At 63.5% G+C, this 20,870-nt stretch carries 18 protein-coding genes; 6 read left to right on the forward strand and 12 right to left on the reverse strand.

Features of this window, described 5'->3' with window-relative positions; all coding sequences use genetic code 11:
- Nucleotides 1-222: 222 nt before the first annotated feature.
- Nucleotides 223-1,119, forward strand: a complete 897-nt coding sequence (locus tag ACI2KK_RS10210) for a GlxA family transcriptional regulator (RefSeq protein ID WP_369992114.1) — start codon at nt 223-225, stop codon at nt 1,117-1,119.
- Nucleotides 1,120-1,236: 117 nt separating this feature from the next.
- Here ACI2KK_RS10210 and zapE read toward each other — a convergent pair whose 3' ends face one another.
- The 3 genes from zapE to ACI2KK_RS10225 form a co-directional block, all read right to left on the reverse strand.
- Nucleotides 1,237-2,331: a cell division protein ZapE gene (zapE, locus tag ACI2KK_RS10215; protein WP_404668837.1), complete on the reverse strand. Its 1,095-nt coding sequence runs from the start codon at nt 2,329-2,331 to the stop codon at nt 1,237-1,239.
- A gap of 237 nt (nt 2,332-2,568) precedes the next feature.
- The gene (locus ACI2KK_RS10220) at nt 2,569-3,918 is read right to left on the reverse strand and encodes a tryptophan--tRNA ligase (RefSeq protein ID WP_404668838.1); all 1,350 of its coding nucleotides are present in this window, start codon (nt 3,916-3,918) and stop codon (nt 2,569-2,571) included.
- 24 nt (nt 3,919-3,942) lie between these two features.
- Complete coding sequence (locus tag ACI2KK_RS10225; RefSeq protein ID WP_404668839.1) at nt 3,943-4,578, reverse strand: alpha/beta hydrolase; 636 nt, start codon at nt 4,576-4,578, stop codon at nt 3,943-3,945.
- A gap of 135 nt (nt 4,579-4,713) precedes the next feature.
- On the opposite strand from ACI2KK_RS10225, the gene ACI2KK_RS10230 reads away from it, so the two are divergent.
- Complete coding sequence (locus tag ACI2KK_RS10230) at nt 4,714-5,151, forward strand: YhcB family protein (protein WP_217841893.1); 438 nt, start codon at nt 4,714-4,716, stop codon at nt 5,149-5,151.
- Nucleotides 5,152-5,338: 187 nt separating this feature from the next.
- Here the strand turns inward: ACI2KK_RS10230 and ACI2KK_RS10235 are convergent, their stop codons facing one another.
- Complete coding sequence (locus ACI2KK_RS10235) at nt 5,339-6,529, reverse strand: methionine gamma-lyase (protein ID WP_404668840.1); 1,191 nt, start codon at nt 6,527-6,529, stop codon at nt 5,339-5,341.
- Between the two features lie 127 nt (nt 6,530-6,656).
- On the opposite strand from ACI2KK_RS10235, the gene ACI2KK_RS10240 reads away from it, so the two are divergent.
- Nucleotides 6,657-7,136, forward strand: coding sequence for an Lrp/AsnC family transcriptional regulator (locus tag ACI2KK_RS10240; RefSeq protein WP_404668841.1), 480 nt, complete (start codon nt 6,657-6,659; stop codon nt 7,134-7,136).
- A gap of 390 nt (nt 7,137-7,526) precedes the next feature.
- Here the strand turns inward: ACI2KK_RS10240 and cysN are convergent, their stop codons facing one another.
- The 3 genes from cysN to ACI2KK_RS10255 all read right to left on the reverse strand — a co-directional run bounded on the left by cysN (nt 7,527) and on the right by ACI2KK_RS10255 (nt 11,434).
- Nucleotides 7,527-9,428, reverse strand: a complete 1,902-nt coding sequence (cysN, locus tag ACI2KK_RS10245) for a sulfate adenylyltransferase subunit CysN (RefSeq protein ID WP_217887813.1) — start codon at nt 9,426-9,428, stop codon at nt 7,527-7,529.
- Nucleotides 9,429-9,443: 15 nt separating this feature from the next.
- Entirely contained in the window at nt 9,444-10,361 is a 918-nt protein-coding gene (gene cysD / locus ACI2KK_RS10250; RefSeq protein ID WP_194789197.1) for a sulfate adenylyltransferase subunit CysD, read from the reverse strand.
- A 314-nt stretch (nt 10,362-10,675) separates the two neighbouring features.
- Nucleotides 10,676-11,434: a Nif3-like dinuclear metal center hexameric protein gene (locus ACI2KK_RS10255; RefSeq protein ID WP_404668842.1), complete on the reverse strand. Its 759-nt coding sequence runs from the start codon at nt 11,432-11,434 to the stop codon at nt 10,676-10,678.
- 282 nt (nt 11,435-11,716) lie between these two features.
- On the opposite strand from ACI2KK_RS10255, the gene algW reads away from it, so the two are divergent.
- Complete coding sequence (gene algW / locus ACI2KK_RS10260) at nt 11,717-12,877, forward strand: Do family serine endopeptidase AlgW (RefSeq protein WP_404668843.1); 1,161 nt, start codon at nt 11,717-11,719, stop codon at nt 12,875-12,877.
- 90 nt (nt 12,878-12,967) lie between these two features.
- Here algW and ACI2KK_RS10265 read toward each other — a convergent pair whose 3' ends face one another.
- The 4 genes from ACI2KK_RS10265 to ACI2KK_RS10280 all read right to left on the reverse strand — a co-directional run bounded on the left by ACI2KK_RS10265 (nt 12,968) and on the right by ACI2KK_RS10280 (nt 17,125).
- A complete protein-coding gene (locus ACI2KK_RS10265) occupies nt 12,968-13,732 on the reverse strand; it encodes an amino acid ABC transporter ATP-binding protein (RefSeq protein WP_217841886.1) in 765 nt (254 codons plus the stop codon).
- A 10-nt stretch (nt 13,733-13,742) separates the two neighbouring features.
- Entirely contained in the window at nt 13,743-14,840 is a 1,098-nt protein-coding gene (locus ACI2KK_RS10270; protein ID WP_404668844.1) for an amino acid ABC transporter permease, read from the reverse strand.
- 10 nt (nt 14,841-14,850) lie between these two features.
- Nucleotides 14,851-16,029: an amino acid ABC transporter permease gene (locus tag ACI2KK_RS10275; protein WP_404668845.1), complete on the reverse strand. Its 1,179-nt coding sequence runs from the start codon at nt 16,027-16,029 to the stop codon at nt 14,851-14,853.
- A gap of 67 nt (nt 16,030-16,096) precedes the next feature.
- A complete protein-coding gene (locus ACI2KK_RS10280; protein WP_404668846.1) occupies nt 16,097-17,125 on the reverse strand; it encodes an amino acid ABC transporter substrate-binding protein in 1,029 nt (342 codons plus the stop codon).
- A gap of 335 nt (nt 17,126-17,460) precedes the next feature.
- Here ACI2KK_RS10280 and ACI2KK_RS10285 point away from each other — a divergent pair, with 335 nt between their 5' ends.
- Both ACI2KK_RS10285 and rhlB read left to right on the forward strand, forming a co-directional pair.
- Entirely contained in the window at nt 17,461-18,117 is a 657-nt protein-coding gene (locus ACI2KK_RS10285; protein WP_217887808.1) for an alpha/beta hydrolase, read from the forward strand.
- A gap of 99 nt (nt 18,118-18,216) precedes the next feature.
- On the forward strand, nt 18,217-19,680 hold the full coding sequence (rhlB, locus tag ACI2KK_RS10290; RefSeq protein WP_404668847.1) for an ATP-dependent RNA helicase RhlB: 1,464 nt from the start codon (nt 18,217-18,219) through the stop codon (nt 19,678-19,680).
- A 743-nt stretch (nt 19,681-20,423) separates the two neighbouring features.
- Here rhlB and moaE read toward each other — a convergent pair.
- The gene (gene moaE / locus ACI2KK_RS10295; protein ID WP_404668848.1) at nt 20,424-20,870 is read right to left on the reverse strand and encodes a molybdopterin synthase catalytic subunit MoaE; all 447 of its coding nucleotides are present in this window, start codon (nt 20,868-20,870) and stop codon (nt 20,424-20,426) included.

Below are 20,870 nucleotides of genomic sequence, written 5' to 3' on the forward strand. Positions count from 1 at the left end.
CCTGTGGGAGCGGGCTTGCCCGCGAATCAGGCGACTCGGTTCATCGGGCTAGACACAATCGCCAAAAAATAAGACGATCCAGCCGGTGATTGACCACTCTACCCTATAAGAACAATGACAATGATGTTTACCCAACCCCCCGCGTCGCTGCGGCGCGTCAGCATCCTGGCCATTGATAAAGTGTTCGCTTCGACACTGATGCAGGCCAAGGACTTCTTCCACCTGGCCAGCCTGCGCTACAGCAAGCAGCTGGGCCTGGGCCTGCAACCGATGTTCGAAATCGGCCTGGTGAGCCCGGACGGCCTGCCCGTGGACAGTTTCAGCAACGTACAGTTGCCGGTCGACGGCGGCCTGGACGACGCCGACGTGATCATCCTCCCGGCGTTCTGGGACGACTTCGACAACCTGCTGCAACGCTACCCGCAAGTGCTGCCCTGGCTGCGCGCGCAACACGCCCGTGGCGCGGTGCTGTGCGCCGAGGCCAGCGGGGTGTTCTGGCTGGCCGAGTCCGGCCTGCTGGACGGCAAGGAGGCGACCACCTACTGGCGCTTCTTCGGCAGTTTCGAGGAGCGCTTCCCCAAGGTGCGACTGAACCAGGACAAACACCTGACCGACGCCGACAACCTGTACTGCGCCGGCGGCACCACCTCGGCCTGCGACCTGTACATCTACCTGATCGAGCGCTTCTGCGGGGCCAACGTGGCCCGCGCCGTGGCCCGCGACATCCTCTACGAGGTGCAGCGCAGCTACACCCCGGGGCGCATGGGCTTCGGCGGGCAGAAGCTGCACCAGGACCTGATCATCCTGCAGATCCAGCACTGGCTCGAAGAGCACTTCGCCGACAAGTTCCGTTTCGAGGACGTGGCCCGCAACCACGGCATGAGCATTCGCAATTTCATGCGCCGCTTCCAGAGCGCCACCGGCGACAAGCCGCTGCACTACCTGCAGCGCTTGCGCATCGAAACCGCCAAGGGCCTGCTGTCGAGCACGCGCAAGAGCATCAAGACCATCAGCTACGAGGTGGGCTACGACGATGCGAGCTTCTTTGCGCGGTTGTTCCGCCAGCACACGGAGCTTTCGCCGAACCAGTACCGGCAGCAGTTCATGCAGGAGGCTTGAAAGCAGCGGCAAGTTTCTAGCTGCAAGCTACAAGAAAAAGCAAAAAGCCAGAGCAGTTCGCGGTCTGCTCTGGCTTTTTCTTGTGGCTTGCAGCTTGCCGCTGCCGTCATTCTGCCGTCAAGGCTTGTGCGCGCGCGACAGGAACTCGTGGGACTGCATTTCCAGCAAGCGGCTCAGGGTACGCTGGAACTCGAAGCTCAGGCGCCCACCGGTATACAGGTCCTTCAACTCGACCTCGGCCGAGATGATCAGCTTGACGTTGCGGTCGTAGAACTCGTCCACCATGTTGATGAAACGGCGGGCAATGTCGTCGGTGGTCACGCCCATCTGCTCGACGTTGCTCAGCAGCACGGCGTGGAAGATCTTGCCCAGCTCGATGTAGTCGTTCTGGCTGCGCGGCCCGTCGCACAGGGCGCGGAAGTCGAACCAGGCAACGTCGTCGCAGGTACGCAGGGCGTTGATCGGGCGGTTCTCGATCATCAGCACGTCGTTCTCGACCGCCTGGGTGCACTCCGGGGTCAGCGCCTTGAAGCTGGCACGCATGCTCTGGTGGGCGGCGTCGTTGAGCGGGAAGTGGAACAGTTCGGCCTGCTCCAGGTGGCGCAGGCGGTAATCCACGCCGCTGTCGACGTTCACCACATCGGTGTACTGCTTGATCATGGCGATGGCCGGCAGGAAGCGCGCGCGTTGCAGGCCGTCCTTGTACAGGCCGTCCGGCACGATGTTGGAGGTGGCCACCAGCGACACGCCGTTCTTGAACAGCTCTTCCATCAGGGTGCCGAGGATCATCGCGTCGGTGATGTCCGAAACGAAGAACTCGTCGAAGCAGATCACCCTGGCCTCTTCGCTGAAGCGCTTGGCGATGATGGTCAGCGGGTTCTTCTCACCCTTGAGGGTCTTCATTTCTTCGTGCACACGCTTCATGAAGCGGTGGAAGTGCGTACGCATCTTCTGCTTGAACGGCAGCGCTTCATAGAAGGTGTCGACCAGGTAGGTCTTGCCTCGCCCTACCCCGCCCCAGAAGTACAGGCCCTTGACCGGGGTCTGCTCCTTCTTGCCGAACAGCTTGCCGAATACACCCGGCTTGTTGTTCTGCGCGTGTACCAGGTCGTCGTACAGGCGCTGCAGGTGACGCACCGCAGTTTCCTGCGCCGCGTCATGGAAGAAGTCGGGACGTTTCAGATCTGCTTGATAGCGTTCTAAGGGAGTCATGATTCGTTAGCGAGGCAACAAAAAACGGGCCGTCACTGTAGCGACCGGCCCGCTTGATGGCAATGATACATGCGGCCATTTGACTCATTGGACGCAATAGGCATGCCCCTGTAGGAGCGGCCTTGTGTCGCGAAAGGGCCGCAAAGCGGCCCCGGCAATATCAGCTTGATGCACAAATCGTGGGGCCGCGTTGCGGCCCTTTCGCGACACAAGGCCGCTCCTACAGGTGAGACAGGCTTACTCCTGAGCGGGCTGCAGCGCTTCGCGCAGGCTCTGCACCGCGGCGTCACGCGCATCGCTGTTGGCGAACTGCGGCCCTTCGGCCACCTGCTCGCCAGCCAGCCACAGGCTGAAGCCCAGGCCATCGATGCGTACATCTGCCTCACCGCCCTGCTGCAGCTGCTTGCTCACCGCACCTGCGCTCTTGCCATCGGCGAAGCTGCGCGACAGCAGCAATTGCTCGCCATCGGCGGCCAGCAGGCGGAAGCGGAAGCTGCCGTCCTCGTCACGGAAGCTGACAAAGCGCGCGCTCTTGGCAGCTTTTTTCTTCACTTCGGTGCCGGCCTGCACGCTGCTGCGGAACGAACGCAGGCCAACGGCCTCGCGCAGTTGCTCGAGGAACGGGGTGGCGGTCTTGCGGGCCTTGGCGGCGCCGGCCAGCAAGATGTCTTCGAGGTCCGAGGGGCGCGAAATCAGCTGGTGGTAGTGCTCGCGCTTTTCTGCCAGTTGGCCGTCCAGCAACTGGAACAGTCGTTGCTTGGCCTCGCCCCAGCCCAGGCCCTGCAGCAGCTCATCGCGAAACTCCGCGCACTGCGCCGGCGCAGAGAACGCCTGGAACAGGGTGAACAGGTGCGAGTTGTCCGGGTCTTTGGCCTCGCCCGGCGCACGGGAGTCGGTGACGATGCGCGAGATCGCGTCTTTCATCTCCTTGGCGCTGGTGAATAGCGGGATGGTGTTGTCGTAGCTCTTGGACATCTTGCGACCGTCCAGGCCTGGCAAGGTCGCCACGCTCTCCTCGATCACCGCTTCGGGCAGGGCGAAAAAGTCCTGGCCCTGGCCGAACAGGTGGTTGAAGCGCTGGCCGATGTCGCGGGCCATTTCCACGTGCTGGATCTGGTCACGCCCCACCGGCACCTTGTTGGCGTTGAACATCAGGATGTCCGCAGCCATCAGCACCGGGTAGCTGAACAGGCCCATGGTCACGCCGGCGTCCGGGTCTTCACCGGCCTCGACGTTCTTGTCCACCGAAGCCTTGTAAGCGTGGGCACGGTTGAGCAGGCCCTTGGCCGCAACGCAGGTCAGCAGCCAGGTCAGCTCGGGGATTTCGGGGATGTCGGACTGGCGGTAGAAGGTCACCTTGGCCGGGTCCAGGCCGCCGGCCAGCCAGGTGGCGGCGATTTCCAGGCGCGAGCGCTGGATGCGCAGCGGGTCGTCGCACTTGATCAGGGCGTGGTAGTCGGCCAGGAAGTAGAACGAGTCGACGCCCGGCTGCTGGCTGGCGAGGATTGCCGGGCGAATGGCACCGGCGTAGTTGCCCAGGTGCGGGGTGCCGGTGGTGGTGATACCGGTAAGGATGCGCGTGGTCATGGTGTTCGCTTATTCAGGCTTGGCTCAGTTCGAAAGGCGCGGCAGCAGCAGATCCTTCAGATCGGTCAGCTTGCCATGGAAGAAGTGTCCGCATTCTGCCACTTTCAGCAGCTCATGGGGGCGCGGCAGGGCCTCGGACCAGTCGTAGACCAGCTGCGGCTCGACCACCTCATCGCTGTCTGGCTGCACCAGGGTGATCGGGCAGCGCTGTGGCAACGGGAAGTCCGCCGTCAGGCGCATCACGGCCGGGGCGATCATGAACAGGTGCTGCAGGCTTGCCCCGGCGGCCTCCAGGCGGCCAGCCAGGCTGGTAGCGACAAAGCCGCCGAACGAGAAGCCCATCAGCACCAACGGCAGCTCAGGGTGCTTGGCACGCAGCCAGGCCGCAACGGCCTCGGCATCGGCCACTTCGCCTGCGCCCATATCGTGGCTGCCGGCGCTCTGGCCGACGCCGCGGTAGTTGAAACGCAATGTCACGTAACCCGCGTCACGGGCCGTGCGCTGCAGGGTCGAAACCACCTTGTTGAGCATGGTGCCGCCCTGGACCGGGTTGGGGTGGCAGATCAGCACCACGCCACGGGCATCGGCCACGTCCAGGTACAAGGCTTCCAGCGGGCCGCTCGGGCCATCGATGAACAAGGGGGTTTCGCGGATAAGCAAGGCACTACTCCGTGACCTCGGGGAGGGTCGACACGTCTAGCTGAGGAATTCTGTTCTGATTTGCGATCGCTCGCGGTATACAGCGCAGGTCTGAGCCGTTAACGTAAAGCAAAGCCGTTTATAGAGGAAGGACTCGTGGAACACTCGCTCCTTGTTTGGTTGCTGCCGACCCTGGCCCTGGTCATTGGTGTCGTCGCAGGTTTCGCGCTGGCCCGCCTGCTGCCCAATGCGGCGCCCAGCAATACACAGCGCCAGCTGGATGACATCCAGCAGCGTTTCGACACTTATCAGAACGAAGTGGTCACCCACTTCAACAGCACCGCTTCGCTGGTGCGCAAGCTGACCCAGAGCTACCAGGACGTCCAGGACCACCTGGCCGATGGCGCCAACCGCCTGGCCCTGGATGAGCTGACCCGCCAGCGCCTGCTGGCCGCGCTGCACTCCGAAGCCAGCCAAGGCCCGCGCGACCGCCTGACGCCGCCAAAGGATACCGCCGAAGTGCCACGCGACTACGCGCCGAAAACCCCGAACTCGCCGGGCATGCTCGACGAGAGCTACGGGCTCAAGCGTTGATTCGACCGACATGAAAAAGGCCGCGCAAGCGGCCTTTTTTGTGCCCCGTCGCCGGCAATGGCCTGCGCTCCTACAATGAATTGGGCCCACCTGCACCTACGATGCGCCCAGGCCTGAAGAGCCGGCTCCTGCAACGGCTCGCGCTCCCCTGTAGGAGCCGGCTTGCCGGCGATGGGGCCCGAACAGTTCAACACGCCTGCAACGCCTGGCGCACATCCGCAATCAAGTCCTCGATATCCTCCAGCCCCACCGACAAGCGCACCAGCCCTTCCGAAATACCATGCTCGGCGCGCTCCTGCGGCGTATAGCTGGAATGAGTCATGCTCGCCGGGTGCTGGGCCAGCGACTCGGCATCCCCCAGGCTCACAGCCCGGGCAAACAGTCCCAGCGCGTTCATGAAACGTCGCCCAGCTTCGATGCCGCCCTTGAGCTCAAAGGCGATCATGCCGCCCGGCAAGCGCATCTGCCGCATCGCCAGACTGTGCTGCGCGAAACTCGCCAGGCCCGGGTAGCGAATCAGCTCCACCTGCGGCTGGCGCGCCAGGTACTCGGCCAGTTGCTGGGCATTGGCGCAGTGGCGGTCCATGCGCAGGGCCAAGGTCTTGATGCCACGCATCAGCAGCGATGCATCATGGGGCGAGAGCACCGCGCCGGTCATGTCCTTGAGCCCCTCGAGGCGAATGCGATCCACCAGCGCTTTGCGCCCCACCACCAGCCCGGCGGTGATATCGCCGTGGCCCGACAGGTACTTGGTGGCCGAATGCACCACCAGGTCGGCGCCCAGTTCCAGCGGCCGTTGCAAGTAAGGGGTGCAGTAGGTGTTGTCGACCACGATGCTCAAGTCATGGCCACGGACGGCCTCGGCCACGGCGGCGATATCCACCAGTTGCATGTTGGGGTTGGCCGGGGTTTCGAAGTAGATCATCCGGGTTTTTGCAGTGATCGCCGCCTTCAGTGCAGCGATATCGCTGAGGTCGACATGGCGGATCTTCACCCCGAACTCACCGATACCATGGTGCAGGTAGGCGAACGTGCAGCCGTACAAGGTGCCGCCAACGATCAGCTCATCGCCCGGGCGTAGCAGCGTCCACAGCGTGGAAGTAATGGCCCCCATGCCCGAGGCCAGCGCCAACCCCGCCTCGCCGCCCTCCAGCGACGCCATGCGCTGCTCCAGCAGGGCCAGGGTGGGGTTGGAGATACGGCTATAGAAGTGCCCGGCCTCTTCGCCGGCAAAGCAGGCCGCGCCGAATTCGACAGTGGGGAAGGCGTAGGTGGCGGTCTGGTACACCGGCGGCACCAGCGCGCCGCCATGGCTCAGCGGGTCATAGCCGTGGTGGATGGCGCGGGTAGCAAAACCTGTGTGTCGGGAGTCGTCCATGGCAACAGCCTCTTGGGGTTTGTTATAAGCTTATGCCACCGGCCAGCTGCGATTTTTCCAATCTTGCCCAGCAATTCGCGGCAGTTCGGCAACAAAAACAACAAAAACCAACGCAGGAGGGCAAAGCATGCCTTCAACCCTTGACCGCACCGACCGCGCCCTGCTCGCCGCCCTGCAGGACAACGCCCGCCTGACCATCGCCGAGCTTGCCGACCAGGTGGCCCTGACCACCTCCCCCTGCTGGCGGCGGGTCAAGTTGCTGGAAGAAAACGGCTACATCACCGGCTACCAGGCCACCCTTTCGCCCAAGGCGCTGGGCTTTGGCATTACCGCGTTCGTCAGCATCATGATGGAGTCGCACACCAAGGACATGGCCCTGGCCTTCGAGCAGCGGCTGATGCAAATCCCCGAGATCGTCGCCTGCCACAACATCTCCGGGCGCTATGACTTCTTGCTGGAAATTCTGGCGAGGGACTTGGAGTCATTTGGTGAATTCACCCGCGAGGTGCTGCAACGCTTGCCGGGGGTGAAGGAAATCTATTCGAGTTTTTCTTACAAGGCGGTGAAGGAGCGGCGGGTGATTCCGGTATCGGAAATACACATATAGCCAGCGCCCACAGGTATTGCGTGACTTACAGGACTGCGCTGCACCGGCAGGGGGGCTGACTTGCCGGCGATAAGGCCAGTACAGGCGTGGATGGCACCGGCTGCGCCGGTGTTCGCGGGCAAGCCCGCTCCCACAGGGGATCGCACCAGTTTTTAGAAATTGAGCAAGACAGTGCTCGCACAGGGAGCGCATAACCCTCAGGCCTGCGCTGCACCTGTAGGAGCCGGCTTGCCGGAGATGAGGCCAAGGCAGGTAACGCAAGGCGGTTCCGCCAACAGCAATCACGCCCACGCCTGGAACATCAGCAAGGCAGTGTGCCCACCAGCAAATCGCACACCAATAAAAAACCCCGCCGAAGCGGGGTTTTTCACATCACATCAGGCAACCCGATCAGATCGCCCCACGCTGGCGCAGCACATCCAGCACCAGCTTCACGCCTTCATCGACGCTGACCGACTGGGTGTCGATCACCAGGTCCGCATCCAGCGGCACGTCGAACGGGAAGCTTTCGCCCGGGATGTTGTCGCCAGCGGCGGCATACAGGCCCTGCGGGTCGCGTTCGCGGCACACCAGCGGCGAGGCCTGCACGTACACGGTCACCAGGCGCTCCTTGCCGATCAGCGCCTTGGCCTGCTCGCGGCCTTCGGCGTCGGGGGCAACGAAGGCAGCCAGGGTCAGCAGGCCGGCTTCGTTGAACTGGCGCGCCACATGGGCGGCGCGACGCCAGTTCTCGGTACGCCCGGCACGGTCCTGGGGCAGGCCCTTGTTCAGGTCGTGGCGCAGGTTCTGGCCGTCGAGCACGTACACCGCACGGCCCATGTCGAACAGCTTGCGCTCCACGGCGTAGGCCAGGGTGCTCTTGCCCGCGCCAGACAAGCCGCTGAACAGCACGGTGGCCGGCTGCTGGCCAAAGCGCAGGGCGCGCTCTTCGGTGGCCACGTGGGCCAGCTTGCCATGCTGGCCGCTGCTGCCGTGTGGCAGTACCGGCGGGGCGATGATCATGCCGGCGCCGACGGTGCCATTGGTCAGGCGGTCGATGACGATGAATGCACCGGTGGTGCGGTTGCTGTCGTAACCGTCCAGGGCGATGGCGCTGTCCAGCGCCACTTTCACCCGGCCGATCTCGTTCAACTGCAGCGCGCTGGCAGCGCCCTGCTCGAGGGTGTTCACATCGACCTTGTGGGTGATGCTGGCGATCGAGCCCGGCACATAGCTGGTGGCGCGCTTGATGTCGTACTTCTTGCCCGGGAGCATCGGCTCCTCGGCCATCCATACCAGCATGGCGTCGAACTGATCGGTCACCTGCGGTACGTTGTCGGCGTGCACCAGCAGGTCGCCACGGGAGATGTCGATCTCGTCTTCCATGGTCAGGGTCACGGCCTGGCCGGGGCCGGCGTTCTCCAGCTCACCTTCGAAGGTGACGATGGACTTGACCCGGCTGCTCTTGCCCGACGGCAGCACGACGATTTCATCGCCCTTGTGCACCACGCCACCGGCGATAGTGCCGGCAAAGCCGCGGAAGTTCAGGTTCGGGCGGTTGACGTACTGCACCGGGAAACGCAGGTCGGTGACGTTGCGGTCGGCGGCAATCTCAACGCTTTCGAGAATTTCCATCAGCACCGGGCCGGTGTACCACGGCGACTGCTCGCTGCGGTTGACCACGTTGTCGCCCTTGAGCGCCGACATCGGCACGAAGTGCAGGCTCGACGGCTTGAGGTTGATGCTCTCGGCAAACTTCAGGTAGTCGGCCTTGATCGACTCGAACACCTGCTCGTCGAAGCCCTTGAGGTCCATCTTGTTGACCGCGACGACGATGTGCTTGATGCCCAGCAGGGAGGCGATGTAGCTGTGCCGGCGGGTCTGGGTCTGCACGCCATAGCGGGCATCGACCAGGATGATCGCCAGGTCGCAGGTGGACGCACCGGTGGCCATGTTGCGGGTGTACTGCTCGTGGCCCGGGGTGTCGGCGATGATGAACTTGCGCTTGGCGGTGGAGAAGTAGCGGTAGGCAACATCGATGGTGATGCCCTGCTCGCGTTCGGCCTGCAGGCCGTCCACCAGCAGTGCCAGGTCGACTTCTTCACCGGTGGTGCCGGACTTTTTCGAGTCGCGGGTGATGGCCTCGAGGTGGTCCTCGTAGATCATCTTGGAGTCGTGCAGCAGGCGCCCGATCAGGGTGCTCTTGCCGTCGTCCACGTTGCCGCAGGTGAGGAAGCGCAGCAGCTCTTTACGCTCATGCTGGGCCAGGTAAGCGAGGATGTCCTCGCTGATCAGATCAGATTGGTGCGACATGACGAAACCCTGAAATTAGAAGTAGCCTTGGCGTTTTTTGTCTTCCATCGAGCCTGCACCATCGTGGTCGATGACGCGGCCCTGGCGCTCGGACGTCCGGGTCAGGAGCATTTCCTGAATGATGTCGGTCAGGGTCTCGGCTTCGGACTCGACCGCACCCGTCAACGGGTAGCAGCCCAGGGTACGGAAACGCACTTTCTTCTTGACGATGCGCGCCTTCTCTTCATCGCTCAGATGCTCGAGGATGCGCTCGTCGTCGATCATGATCAGGGTGCCGTTCTTCTCGATGACTTCACGCTCGGCGGCGAAGTACAGCGGCACGATCGGGATGCCTTCGAGGTAGATGTACTGCCAGATGTCCAGCTCGGTCCAGTTCGACAGCGGGAAGACGCGGATCGACTCGCCCTTGTTGACCTTGCCGTTGTAGATGTTCCACAGCTCCGGGCGCTGGTTCTTCGGGTCCCAGCGGTGCTTGCTGTCGCGGAACGAGTACACCCGCTCTTTCGCCCGGGACTTCTCTTCGTCGCGGCGCGCGCCACCGAAGGCGGCATCGAAACCATGCTTGTCCAGCGCCTGCTTGAGGCCCTGGGTCTTCATGATGTCGGTGTGCTTGGAGCTGCCATGGGTGAACGGGTTGATGCCCTGCGCCACACCCTCAGGGTTGACGTGGGTGATCAGCTCCAGGCCCATCTCCTCGACCATCTTGTCGCGGAAACTGTACATCTCCTGGAATTTCCACTGGGTGTCGACGTGCATCACCGGGAACGGCAGCTTGCCCGGGAAGAAGGCCTTGCGCGCCAGGTGCAGCATGACCGCGGAATCCTTGCCGATCGAGTACAGCATCACCGGGTTGTCGAACTCGGCGGCCACCTCGCGGATGATGTGGATGCTCTCCGCCTCCAGCTGTTTCAAGTGCGTCAGATTGTCGACCATGGCTACTCACGAAAAACGATCTTATGGACGGCCTGCGGGCCGTGTTCGAGCGAGCCACTTTATCACAGCACCTGATTCTATTTAGGCGACGGGCTAGATCGAAACAATCTAACGATATGACTGGGGGTTTGGGTCAGGAGCATCACGTAACCGCTGAACAACCTCGAATCCTGTAGGAGCGGCCTTGTGCCGCGAAAGGGCCGCAAAGCGGCCCCGGCAATGCTGCATGATTCCAACACCCTGGGGCTGCTACGCAGCCCTTTCGCGGCACGAGGCCGCTCCTACAGGGACCGTGATTGCCTGTGGCAAGGCGATCAGATCGGGTTGGGGCAATCGATGAACAGGTGCTCCAGGGCAAACCGGCGCGCCAGGTAATCGCCCAGCGCCTGCACACCATAACGCTCGGTGGCATGGTGCCCGGCGGCGATGAAACTGATGCCGTTCTCGCGGGCACTGTGGAAGGTCTGCTCGGAGGCCTCGCCGCTGAGGAACAGGTCGACCCCGGCGGCAATCGCGGTATCGATGTAGCCCTGCCCGCCCCCGGTGCACCAGCCCACCCGGCGGATCATCTGCTCGCCCTCGATGACCAGCGGCTCGCGGCCCATGGCCTCCTGCACCCGGCGGGCGAAGTCACGCGCCGACACCGGTTCCGCCAGCGAGCCGACCAGCCCGACCACCTTGGGGTTGCTCGGGTCCAGCGGGCCTTCGACGGTGATATCCAGTTGCCGCGCCAACTGCACGTTGTTGCCCACTTCGGGGTGCACGTCCAGCGGCAGGTGGTAGGCCAGCAGGCTGATATCGTGCTTGAGCAGGGTCTTCAGCCGGCGCTGCTTCATGCCGGTGATGCAGGGGTTTTCACCTTTCCAGAAATAGCCGTGGTGCACCAGCACCAGGTCAGCATCAGCTTCCACCGCCGCGTCCAGCAGCGCCTGGCTTGCGGTTACACCGGTGACGATGCGGCTGACCTGCGGCCGGCCCTCGACCTGCAGGCCATTGGGGCAGTAATCCTGGATCTTCGCGCTGGCCAGATAGCGCTCGGCTTCCTCGACCAGGGTATTAAGGGCGACGGCCATGAAAATCTCCTCGAAATCTGCATTTTTGCGGGTTTCAACACCCGTATAATGGCCGCCATTATGGGCCGTCGACGGTTTCGGGGAAACCGCCGGCACGGGCCCGGGGTGGCGCCATTGGCGGGTAGACCCGCTCCCACAGGGGTAGCTGAACGCTGTGGGAGCGGGTTCACCTGCGAAACAGGCGCCGCAGATTTCGCGCCATGGATCAGCGGTGTATCATCGCGCGCGCTTGCGCCCCGGGCTGCACTGAAGTGGCCCCTGCCCCATTTCCAGGACTCGTTCATGTTCAAGGCTCTGCGTTACTTCGGCTGGCCCCTGCTTACTGGCGTACTGATCGCCATGCTGATCATCCAGCGTTTCCCGCAATGGGTCGGTTTGCCGAGCCAGGACGTCAACCTGCAGCAGGCGCCGCAGACCTCGCGCATCATGCAGGGCCCGGTCTCCTATGCCGACGCCGTGACCCTCGCCGCCCCGGCGGTGGTCAACCTGTACACCACCAAGGTGGTCAACAAGAGCGCCCACCCGCTGTTCGAAGACCCGCAGTTCCGCCGCTTCTTCGGCGACAACCTGCCCAAGCAGAAACGCTGGGAGTCGAGCCTGGGCTCGGCAGTGATCATGAGCCCCGAGGGCTACCTGCTGACCAACAACCACGTCACCAGCGGCGCCGACCAGATCGTCGTGGCCCTGAAGGACGGCCGCGAAACCCTGGCCCGGGTCATCGGCAGCGACCCGGAAACCGACCTCGCGGTGCTCAAGATCGACCTGAAGAACCTGCCGTCGATCACCATCGGTCGCTCCGACAACATCCACATCGGCGACGTGACCCTGGCCATCGGCAACCCGTTCGGTGTCGGCCAGACCGTGACCATGGGCATCATCAGCGCCACCGGCCGCAACCAGCTGGGCCTGAACAACTACGAAGACTTCATCCAGACCGACGCTGCGATCAACCCGGGCAACTCCGGCGGCGCGCTGGTAGACGCCAACGGCAACCTGGTGGGTATCAATACAGCGATCTTCTCCAAGTCCGGCGGCTCGCAGGGCATCGGCTTCGCCATCCCGGTCAAGCTGGCCCTTGAGGTAATGAAGTCGATCGTCGAGCACGGCCAGGTAATCCGCGGCTGGCTGGGCATCGAGGTGCAGCCGCTGAGCCAGGAGCTGGCCGAATCGTTCGGCATGCAGGGCCGCCCGGGCATCGTGGTGGCGGGGATCTTCCGCGACGGGCCGGCGGCACGTGCGGGGCTGCAACTGGGTGACGTGATCCTGAGCATCAACGGCGAGCCGGCCGGTGACGGGCGCAAGTCGATGAACCAGGTGGCGCGGATCAAGCCGACCGACAAGATCACCATCGAAGTGCTGCGCAATGGCCAGCAGCTCAAGCTGATTGCCGAAGTGGGGCTGCGCCCGCCACCGGCGCCGGTGGCCACGCAGGAAGAGAAGTAACGCGCCAAACGCCATCGCCGGCAAGCCGGCTCCTACGGGAAAACGCATCCCCCTGTAGGAGCCGGCTTGCCGGCGATGCTTTTTTCAATGTCAGTGCAAAATCTGACTCAGGAACAACTTGGTCCGGTCATTGCTCGGCCGGTCAAAGAAGTCATCCGGCGCCGCCTGCTCGACGATCTCGCCCTTGTCCATGAAGATCACCCGGTTGGCCACGGTGCGGGCAAAGCCCATTTCATGGGTTACGCAGAGCATGGTCATGCCATCCTCGGCCAGGCTGACCATGGTGTCGAGCACCTCCTTGACCATCTCCGGGTCCAGCGCCGAGGTGGGTTCGTCGAACAGCATGATCTTCGGCTTCATGCACAGTGCCCGGGCAATCGCCACGCGCTGCTGCTGACCACCAGACAACTGCCCCGGGTACTTGTGCGCCTGCTCCGGAATACGCACGCGCTCCAAAAAGTGCATGGCGATTTCCTCGGCCTTGCGCCGCGGCAGCTTGCGCACCCACATGGGTGCCAGGGTGCAGTTCTCGAGAATGGTCAGGTGCGGGAACAGGTTGAAGTGCTGGAACACCATGCCCACCTCGCGGCGGATGGCCTCGATCTGCTTGAGGTCGTTGGTCAGTTCCACGCCATCGACCACGATGCGCCCCTGCTGGTGCTCTTCCAGACGGTTGAGGCAGCGGATGGTGGTGGACTTGCCCGAGCCCGACGGGCCGCACAGTACGATGCGCTCGCCCTGGCGCACGTTCAGGTTGATATCCTTGAGCACGTGGAACTGGCCGTACCATTTGTTCACGCCCTGCATCTGGATGATGCCTTCGGGGCCGGCAGGCTGCTTGATCGCTTCACTCATTTCGAAACTCCTAACGCTTGTGGCCAGTGTCCAGCTTGCGCTCCAGATGCATGGAGTAGCGGGACATACCGAAACAGAAAATCCAGAACACCAGGGCCGCGAACACATAGCCCTCGGTCGCCATGCCCAGCCAGGCCGGGTCGGCAGCGGCTTGCTTGACGCTGTTGAGCAGGTCGAACAGGCCGATGATGATGACCAGGCTGGTGTCCTTGAACAGGGCAATGAAGGTGTTGACGATGCCGGGGATCACCAGCTTCAGCGCCTGGGGCAGGATCACCAGGCCCATCGCCCGCCAGTAGCCCAGGCCCATGGCCGCAGCCGCTTCGTACTGGCCCTTGGGGATGGCCTGCAGGCCGCCACGTACCACCTCGGCGATGTACGCCGACTGGAACAGGATCACCCCGATCATCGCCCGCAGCAGCTTGTCGAAGCTCATGCCTTCGGGCAGGAACAGCGGCAGCATCACCGACGACATGAACAGCACGGTGATCAACGGCACGCCGCGCCAGAACTCGATGAAGGTCACGCAGACCACCTTCACCGCCGGCAGGTTCGAACGCCGCCCCAGCGCCAGCAGAATGCCCAGCGGCAAGGCGCCGACGATGCCCACGGTGGCGATCACCAGGGTCAGCATCAGGCCGCCCCACTGGCTGGTGGCAACGGTTTCGAGCCCGAGCATGCCGCCGTGCAGCAGGGTGTAGGCGATGATCGGGTACAGCACCAGGAAGCCCAGGCCGTACACCGCCTTGCGCGGGAAGCGGTTGATGAACAAGGGCGCGGCGCCAAGCACTGCCAGCCACACGGTCAGGTCCACGCGCCAGCGCAGTTCTGCCGGGTAGTAGCCGTACATGAACTGGCCGAAGCGCTGCTGCACGAACACCCAGCAGGCGCCTTCCTTGGTGCAGTCGGCGCGGGTGGTGCCGACCCAGTTGGCGTCGATCAGCGCCCACTGCACCAGCGGCGGCACGATCAGCCACACCAGGTACAGGGCGAACAACGTCAGCAGGGTATTGAGCCAGCTGGAGAACAGGTTTGCCCGCATCCAGGCGAGCACGCCCACGGTCTTCACCGGTGGCGGCATATCAGGTTTGAAAACATGGGCTGTCACGGTTGGACCCTCACCGCTCGATCAGCGCAATGCGCTTGTTGTACCAGTTCATCAGCAGCGAAATGCTGATGCTGATGGCGAGATAGACGCTCATGGTGATGGCGATCACCTCGATGGCCTGGCCGGTCTGGTTGAGCACAGTACCGGCGAACAGCGAGACCATCTCCGGGTAGCCGATACCGGCAGCCAGCGACGAGTTCTTGGCAAGGTTCAGGTACTGGCTGGTCAGCGGCGGAATGATCACCCGCAAGGCTTGCGGGATGATCACCTTGCGCAGGGTCGGGCCCTCGCGCAGGCCCAGCGAGCGGGCGGCCTCGGTCTGGCCGTGGCTGACCGACTTGATGCCCGAACGCACGATCTCGGCAATGAACGCTGCGGTATAGATGGTCAGCGCCAGGGTCAAGGCCAGCAGCTCAGGGATCAGCACCCAGCCGCCGACGAAGTTGAAGCCCTTGAGCTGCGGCACTTCCCAGTGCACCGGGCTGCCGAACAGCAGCGCACAGACGCCGGGGATGCCGATAAACAGCAGCAGGCCCACCCAGAACTTGTGGAACGGCTCGCCAGTGGCATCGAAACGCTTGTTGGCCTGGCGCACCATCACCACGATGGCAACGATCGCCAGCACCAGCGCCACCACAAATGGCCAGAAACCGTCGGCCATCGAAGCGCCGGGCATGTTCAGGCCGCGGTTGCTGATGAAGAAGGTGTCGTCGATGTTGATGCTGCCCTTGGGCCCCGGCAGGGTGAGAAACACCGCGAAGTACCAGAACAGGATCTGCAGCAGCGGCGGGATGTTGCGGAAGGTCTCCACGTACACCGTCGCCAGCTTGTTGATCATCCAGTTCGGCGACAGACGCGCCACGCCGATGATGAAGCCCAGCAAGGTGGCCAGGAAGATGCCGATGAAGGTCACCAGCAAGGTGTTGAGCAGGCCGATGACGAACACTCGGGCGTAGCTGTCCGATTCCACGTAGGGGATCAGGTGCTGGGCGATGCCGAAGCCGGCGCTGCGCTCGAGAAAGTCGAAGCCCGAGGTGATGCCCCGGTGCTGCAGGTTGGTTTGCGTGTTGTGAAACAGGTACCAGCCCAGGCCAACCACGAACAATACCGTGATGACCTGGAACAGCCACGCGCGCACCCGTGGATCGCTAAGGGAAAACCCCTTTCGTGCGCCGATTTGATTTTGCATGAAGTGCCCCGGAAAGAAGGGTATGAAACGACCCGCGGCGGCAGGATGCCGCCGCGGGGTGCCGCCATCAGCGCACTGGAGGTGCGTACTGGATGCCGCCGTTGTTCCACAGGGCGTTCAGGCCACGGTCGATCTTCAGGTCAGTGCTCTGGCCAAGGTTCTTCTCGAACACTTCGCCGTAGTTGCCGACCTGCTTGACGATCTGCACGACCCAGTCCTTCGGCAGCTTCAGGTCCTTGCCGTACTCGCCGTCACCGCCCAGCAGGCGGGCGTTGTCCGGATTCTTGGTGGACTTGGCTTCGGCCTCGACGTTCTTCGAGGTGATGCCTGCCTCTTCAGCGTTGAGCATGGCGAAGAGGGTCCACTTGACGATGCTGAACCATTCTTCGTCGCCCTTGCGCACCACCGGGCCCAGAGGCTCCTTGGAGATGGTTTCAGGCAGTACCACGTACTCGGTCGGTCCGGCCAGCTTGGAGCGCTGAGCGAACAGCTGCGACTTGTCCGAGGTGAGCACGTCGCAACGGCCCGACTCCAGCGACTTGGCGCTTTCATCCGAGGTGTCGAAGGTGATCGGGGTGTACTTCAGACCGTTGGCACGGAAGTAGTCGGAAACGTTCAGCTCGGTAGTGGTACCGGCCTGGATGCAGATGGTCGCGCCATCGAGTTCCTTGGCGCTGGAAACGCCAAGCTTCTTGTTCACCAAAAAGCCTACGCCGTCGTAATAAGTGACGCCGGCGAACACCAGGCCCATGCCGGCATCACGCGAGCTGGTCCAGGTGGTGTTGCGCGACAGCACATCGACTTCGCCGGACTGCAGCGCGGTGAAGCGCTCCTTGGCGTTGAGCTGGCTGAACTTGACCTTGGTGGCGTCGCCGAACACGGCGGCGGCCACGGCGCGGCACACGTCGGCGTCGATGCCGACGATCTTGCCCTGGGCATCAGGTACCGAGAAGCCCGGCAAGCCGTCGCTCACGCCACACTGGACGAAGCCCTTCTTCTTCACCGCATCGAGCGTGGCACCGGCCTGGGCGAAGCTGGTGGCGCCCAGCGCGGCGGCAGCGGTCAGGACTGCCAGGGTGGTTTTCAACATCTTCATTCACAACCTCCAAATCGCTCTTGTTGTACGAGCCGGAATTGCACCGCACCCTTATGAGGCGCATCCGACCCTTGTTGGCTTGTTTTTGGGTCAATTGGCGCAATGGGCTGTTCTGTGACAGCCTTTGATTCATACGAGGGGTGTTACCCACATAGGCCCACCCCAACGCATGACTCGTACACAGCAAAGTGCGTACCACAGTTGCAGGCTTAAGCGATTAAGCGGGAGTCAAGTAGGAAAAGTTGTAGAGTTGCGACATCTTTTTCTGGCATTAACCCACCCTGCCTTCTTTTTATGCACTCAATCTGTACCTGCGCACTCTTTCGGAGCAGTGAATGACCCAGCCTTTGATTCTCGAACCGCAAAAAACCGCTGATGCCTGTGTGATCTGGTTGCACGGCCTGGGCGCCGACCGTTACGACTTCCTACCGGTGGCCGAATTCATGCAGGAACGGCTGGCCAGCACGCGCTTCGTCATGCCCCAGGCCCCGACCCGCGCGGTGACCATCAACGGCGGCTACGCCATGCCCAGCTGGTATGACATCAAGGCCATGACCCCGGCCCGGGCCATCGACGAGGCGCAGCTGGAAGAGTCGGCCGACCAGGTGATCGCCCTGATCAAGGCCGAACAGGCCAAGGGCGTCAGCCTGTCGCGGATCATCCTCGCCGGCTTCTCCCAGGGCGGCGCGGTGGTGCTGCACACGGCTTATATAAAGTGGCAAGAAGCACTTGGCGGGGTAATTGCCCTGTCCACCTACGCCCCCACCTTCAGCGACGAGCGCCAGCTCAGCGCCTGCCAGCAGCGCACCCCGGCCCTGTGCCTGCACGGCGTGCACGACCCGGTGGTGATCCCGTCCATGGGCCGTACCGCGTTCGAGTACCTCAACACCTGGGGCGTCGCCGCGCGCTGGCACGAGTACCCGATGGAGCACGAGGTGGTGGTCGAGGAACTCACCGACATCTACAACTGGTTGAGCCAGCAGCTCGGTTGAGCCCCCCGCCTGTAGCCCGCCGAGCATTCCACTACGCCGCGCCCGGTTCTTGCATTACACTGCCCGGCGTACATTCCTTAACCAGTTGACGAGACGATCGTGCTCAAGGCACTCAAGAAAATATTCGCCAAGCCGGACGCCGCGCCGCAGGCCGCCGAGCCTGTCGCCGTGAGCGCCCCTGCGCCGGCGCCGCAGGTTGCCAAGCCGGCCCGCGCCAGCGCCAAGCCCAAGCCGCCCATCAAGCCCCGCAGCGAGGCCAAGCCGGCCGAGCCCGAGGCCCCGCGCGCCGAGCAGCCCGCCGCGCCCAAGCCGCGCCGCGAACGCAAGCCCAAGCCCCAGGCCAGCCTGTGGAAGCCCGAGGACTTCGTGGTCGAGCCGCAGGAAGGCAAGACCCGCTTCCACGACTTCAAGCTCTCCAACGAGCTGATGCACGCCATCCACGACCTGGGCTTTCCCTACTGCACGCCGATCCAGGCCCAGGTGCTGGGCTACACCCTGCGTGGCCAGGACGCCATCGGCCGGGCCCAGACCGGCACCGGCAAGACCGCCGCGTTTCTGGTGTCGATCATTTCGCAGCTGCAGCAGGTACCACCGCCCGGCGAACGCTACATGGGCGAACCGCGCGCGCTGATCATCGCCCCCACCCGCGAGCTGGTGGTGCAGATCGCCAACGACGCCATCGCCCTGACCAAGTACAGCGGCCTGAACGTGATGAGCTTCGTCGGCGGCATGGACTTCGACAAGCAGCTCAAGGCCCTGGAGTCGCGCCACTGCGACATCCTGGTGGCCACCCCGGGCCGTTTGCTGGACTTCCACCAGCGCGGCGAGGTGCACCTGGACATGGTCGAGGTGATGGTGCTGGATGAAGCCGACCGCATGCTCGACATGGGCTTCATCCCGCAGGTACGCCAGATCATCCGCCAGACCCCGCCCAAGAGCGAACGCCAGACCCTGCTGTTCTCGGCCACCTTCACCGATGATGTGATGAACCTGGCCAAGCAGTGGACCACCAACCCGGCCATCGTCGAGATCGAGCCGGAGAACGTGGCCAGCGAAACCGTCGAGCAGCACGTCTACGCCGTGGCCGGCAGCGACAAGTACAAGCTCTTGTACAACCTGGTGACGCAGAACAAGTGGGAACGGGTGATGGTGTTCGCCAACCGCAAGGACGAGGTGCGGCGCATCGAGGAAAAACTGGTGCGCGACGGCATCAACGCCGCGCAGTTGTCTGGTGATGTGCCGCAGCACAAGCGCATCCGTACCCTGGAGAACTTCCGCGAAGGGCGCATCACCGTGCTGGTGGCCACCGACGTGGCCGGCCGCGGCATCCACATCGACGGTATCAGCCACGTGATCAACTTCACCCTGCCGGAAGACCCGGACGACTACGTGCACCGCATCGGCCGTACCGGCCGTGCCGGCAGCAGCGGTGTGTCGATCAGCTTTGCAGGTGAGGATGACTCGTACCAGCTGCCGGCCATCGAGGAGCTGCTGGGGCGCAAGATCAAGTGCGAGATGCCGCCGGACGAGCTGCTGACCGCGGTGCCGCGCAAGCATCACTGATACCCGGGGCTACCGAACGCTGCCCATGGACCATGCGCAGCATCAGCCAGCACCGCGACCCCTGTAGGAGCTGGCTTGCCAGCGATGAGGCCGGCAGCCTTCTTACAAGGCCCGGCCTTTGTTGTTTCAGGCCAGGCCCTATCGCCGGCAAGCCGGCTCATACAGCATCAGCCAGCGCCGCGAAACCTGTAGGAGCTGGCTTGCCAGCGATGAGGCCGGCAGCCTTCACACAAGGCCCGGCCTTTGTTGTTTCAGGCCAGGCCCCATCGCCGGCAAGCCGGCTCCTACAAAATCAGCCAGCGCCGCGAAACCTGTAGGAGCTGGCTTGCCAGCGATGAGGCCGGCAGCCTTCACACAAGGCCCGGCCCTTGTTGTTTCAGGCCAGGCCCCATCGCCGGCAAGCCGGCTCCTACAGCACCAGCCAGCACCGCGAACCCTGTAGGAGCTGGCTTGCCAGCGATGAGGCCGGCAGCCTTCTTACAAGGCCCGGCCCTTGTTGTTTCAGGCCAGGCCCTATCGCCGGCAAGCCGGCTCCTACAGCATCAGCCAGCACCGCGACCCCTGTAGGAGCTGGCTTGCCAGCGATGAGGCCGGCAGCCTTCACACAAGGCCCGGCCTTTGTTGTTTCAGGCCAGGCCCCATCGCCGGCAAGCCGGCTCCTACAAAATCAGCCAGCGCCGCGAACCCTGTGGGAGCGGGTTTACCCGCGAACCGGGGCGTAGCCCCGGCCATTCACCACCGGGCTACCACCGCCCCGCCGCATCCTGGTCACTTTGCTTGCCTTCCACCCAGCGCGGCCCTTCCTGAGTGTTCTCCTTCTTCCAGAACGGCGCCCGGGTTTTCAGGTAGTCCATGATGAAGTTGCAGGCATCGAATGCGGCCTGGCGGTGCGCACTGGCAACACCAACAAACACGATCGGCTCACCCGGCTCCAGCGCCCCGATGCGGTGCAGCACCTCGACCTTGAGCAGCGGCCAGCGGCCCTCGGCCTCCTCCACGATCTTGTGCAGCGCCTTCTCGGTCATGCCCGGGTAATGCTCGAGGAACATCCCCGCCACGTCCCGGCCATCGTTGAAATCACGCACATAGCCGACAAACCCCACCACCGCGCCCACGCCAACGTTGGCCGCGTGCATGGCATTGACCTCGGCACCTGGGTCGAACGCCGCTTGTTGTACCCGTACGCCCAT

Source organism: Pseudomonas sp. NPDC089406, from assembly GCF_044900265.1.
Lineage (GTDB): Bacteria > Pseudomonadota > Gammaproteobacteria > Pseudomonadales > Pseudomonadaceae > Aquipseudomonas > Aquipseudomonas fakonensis.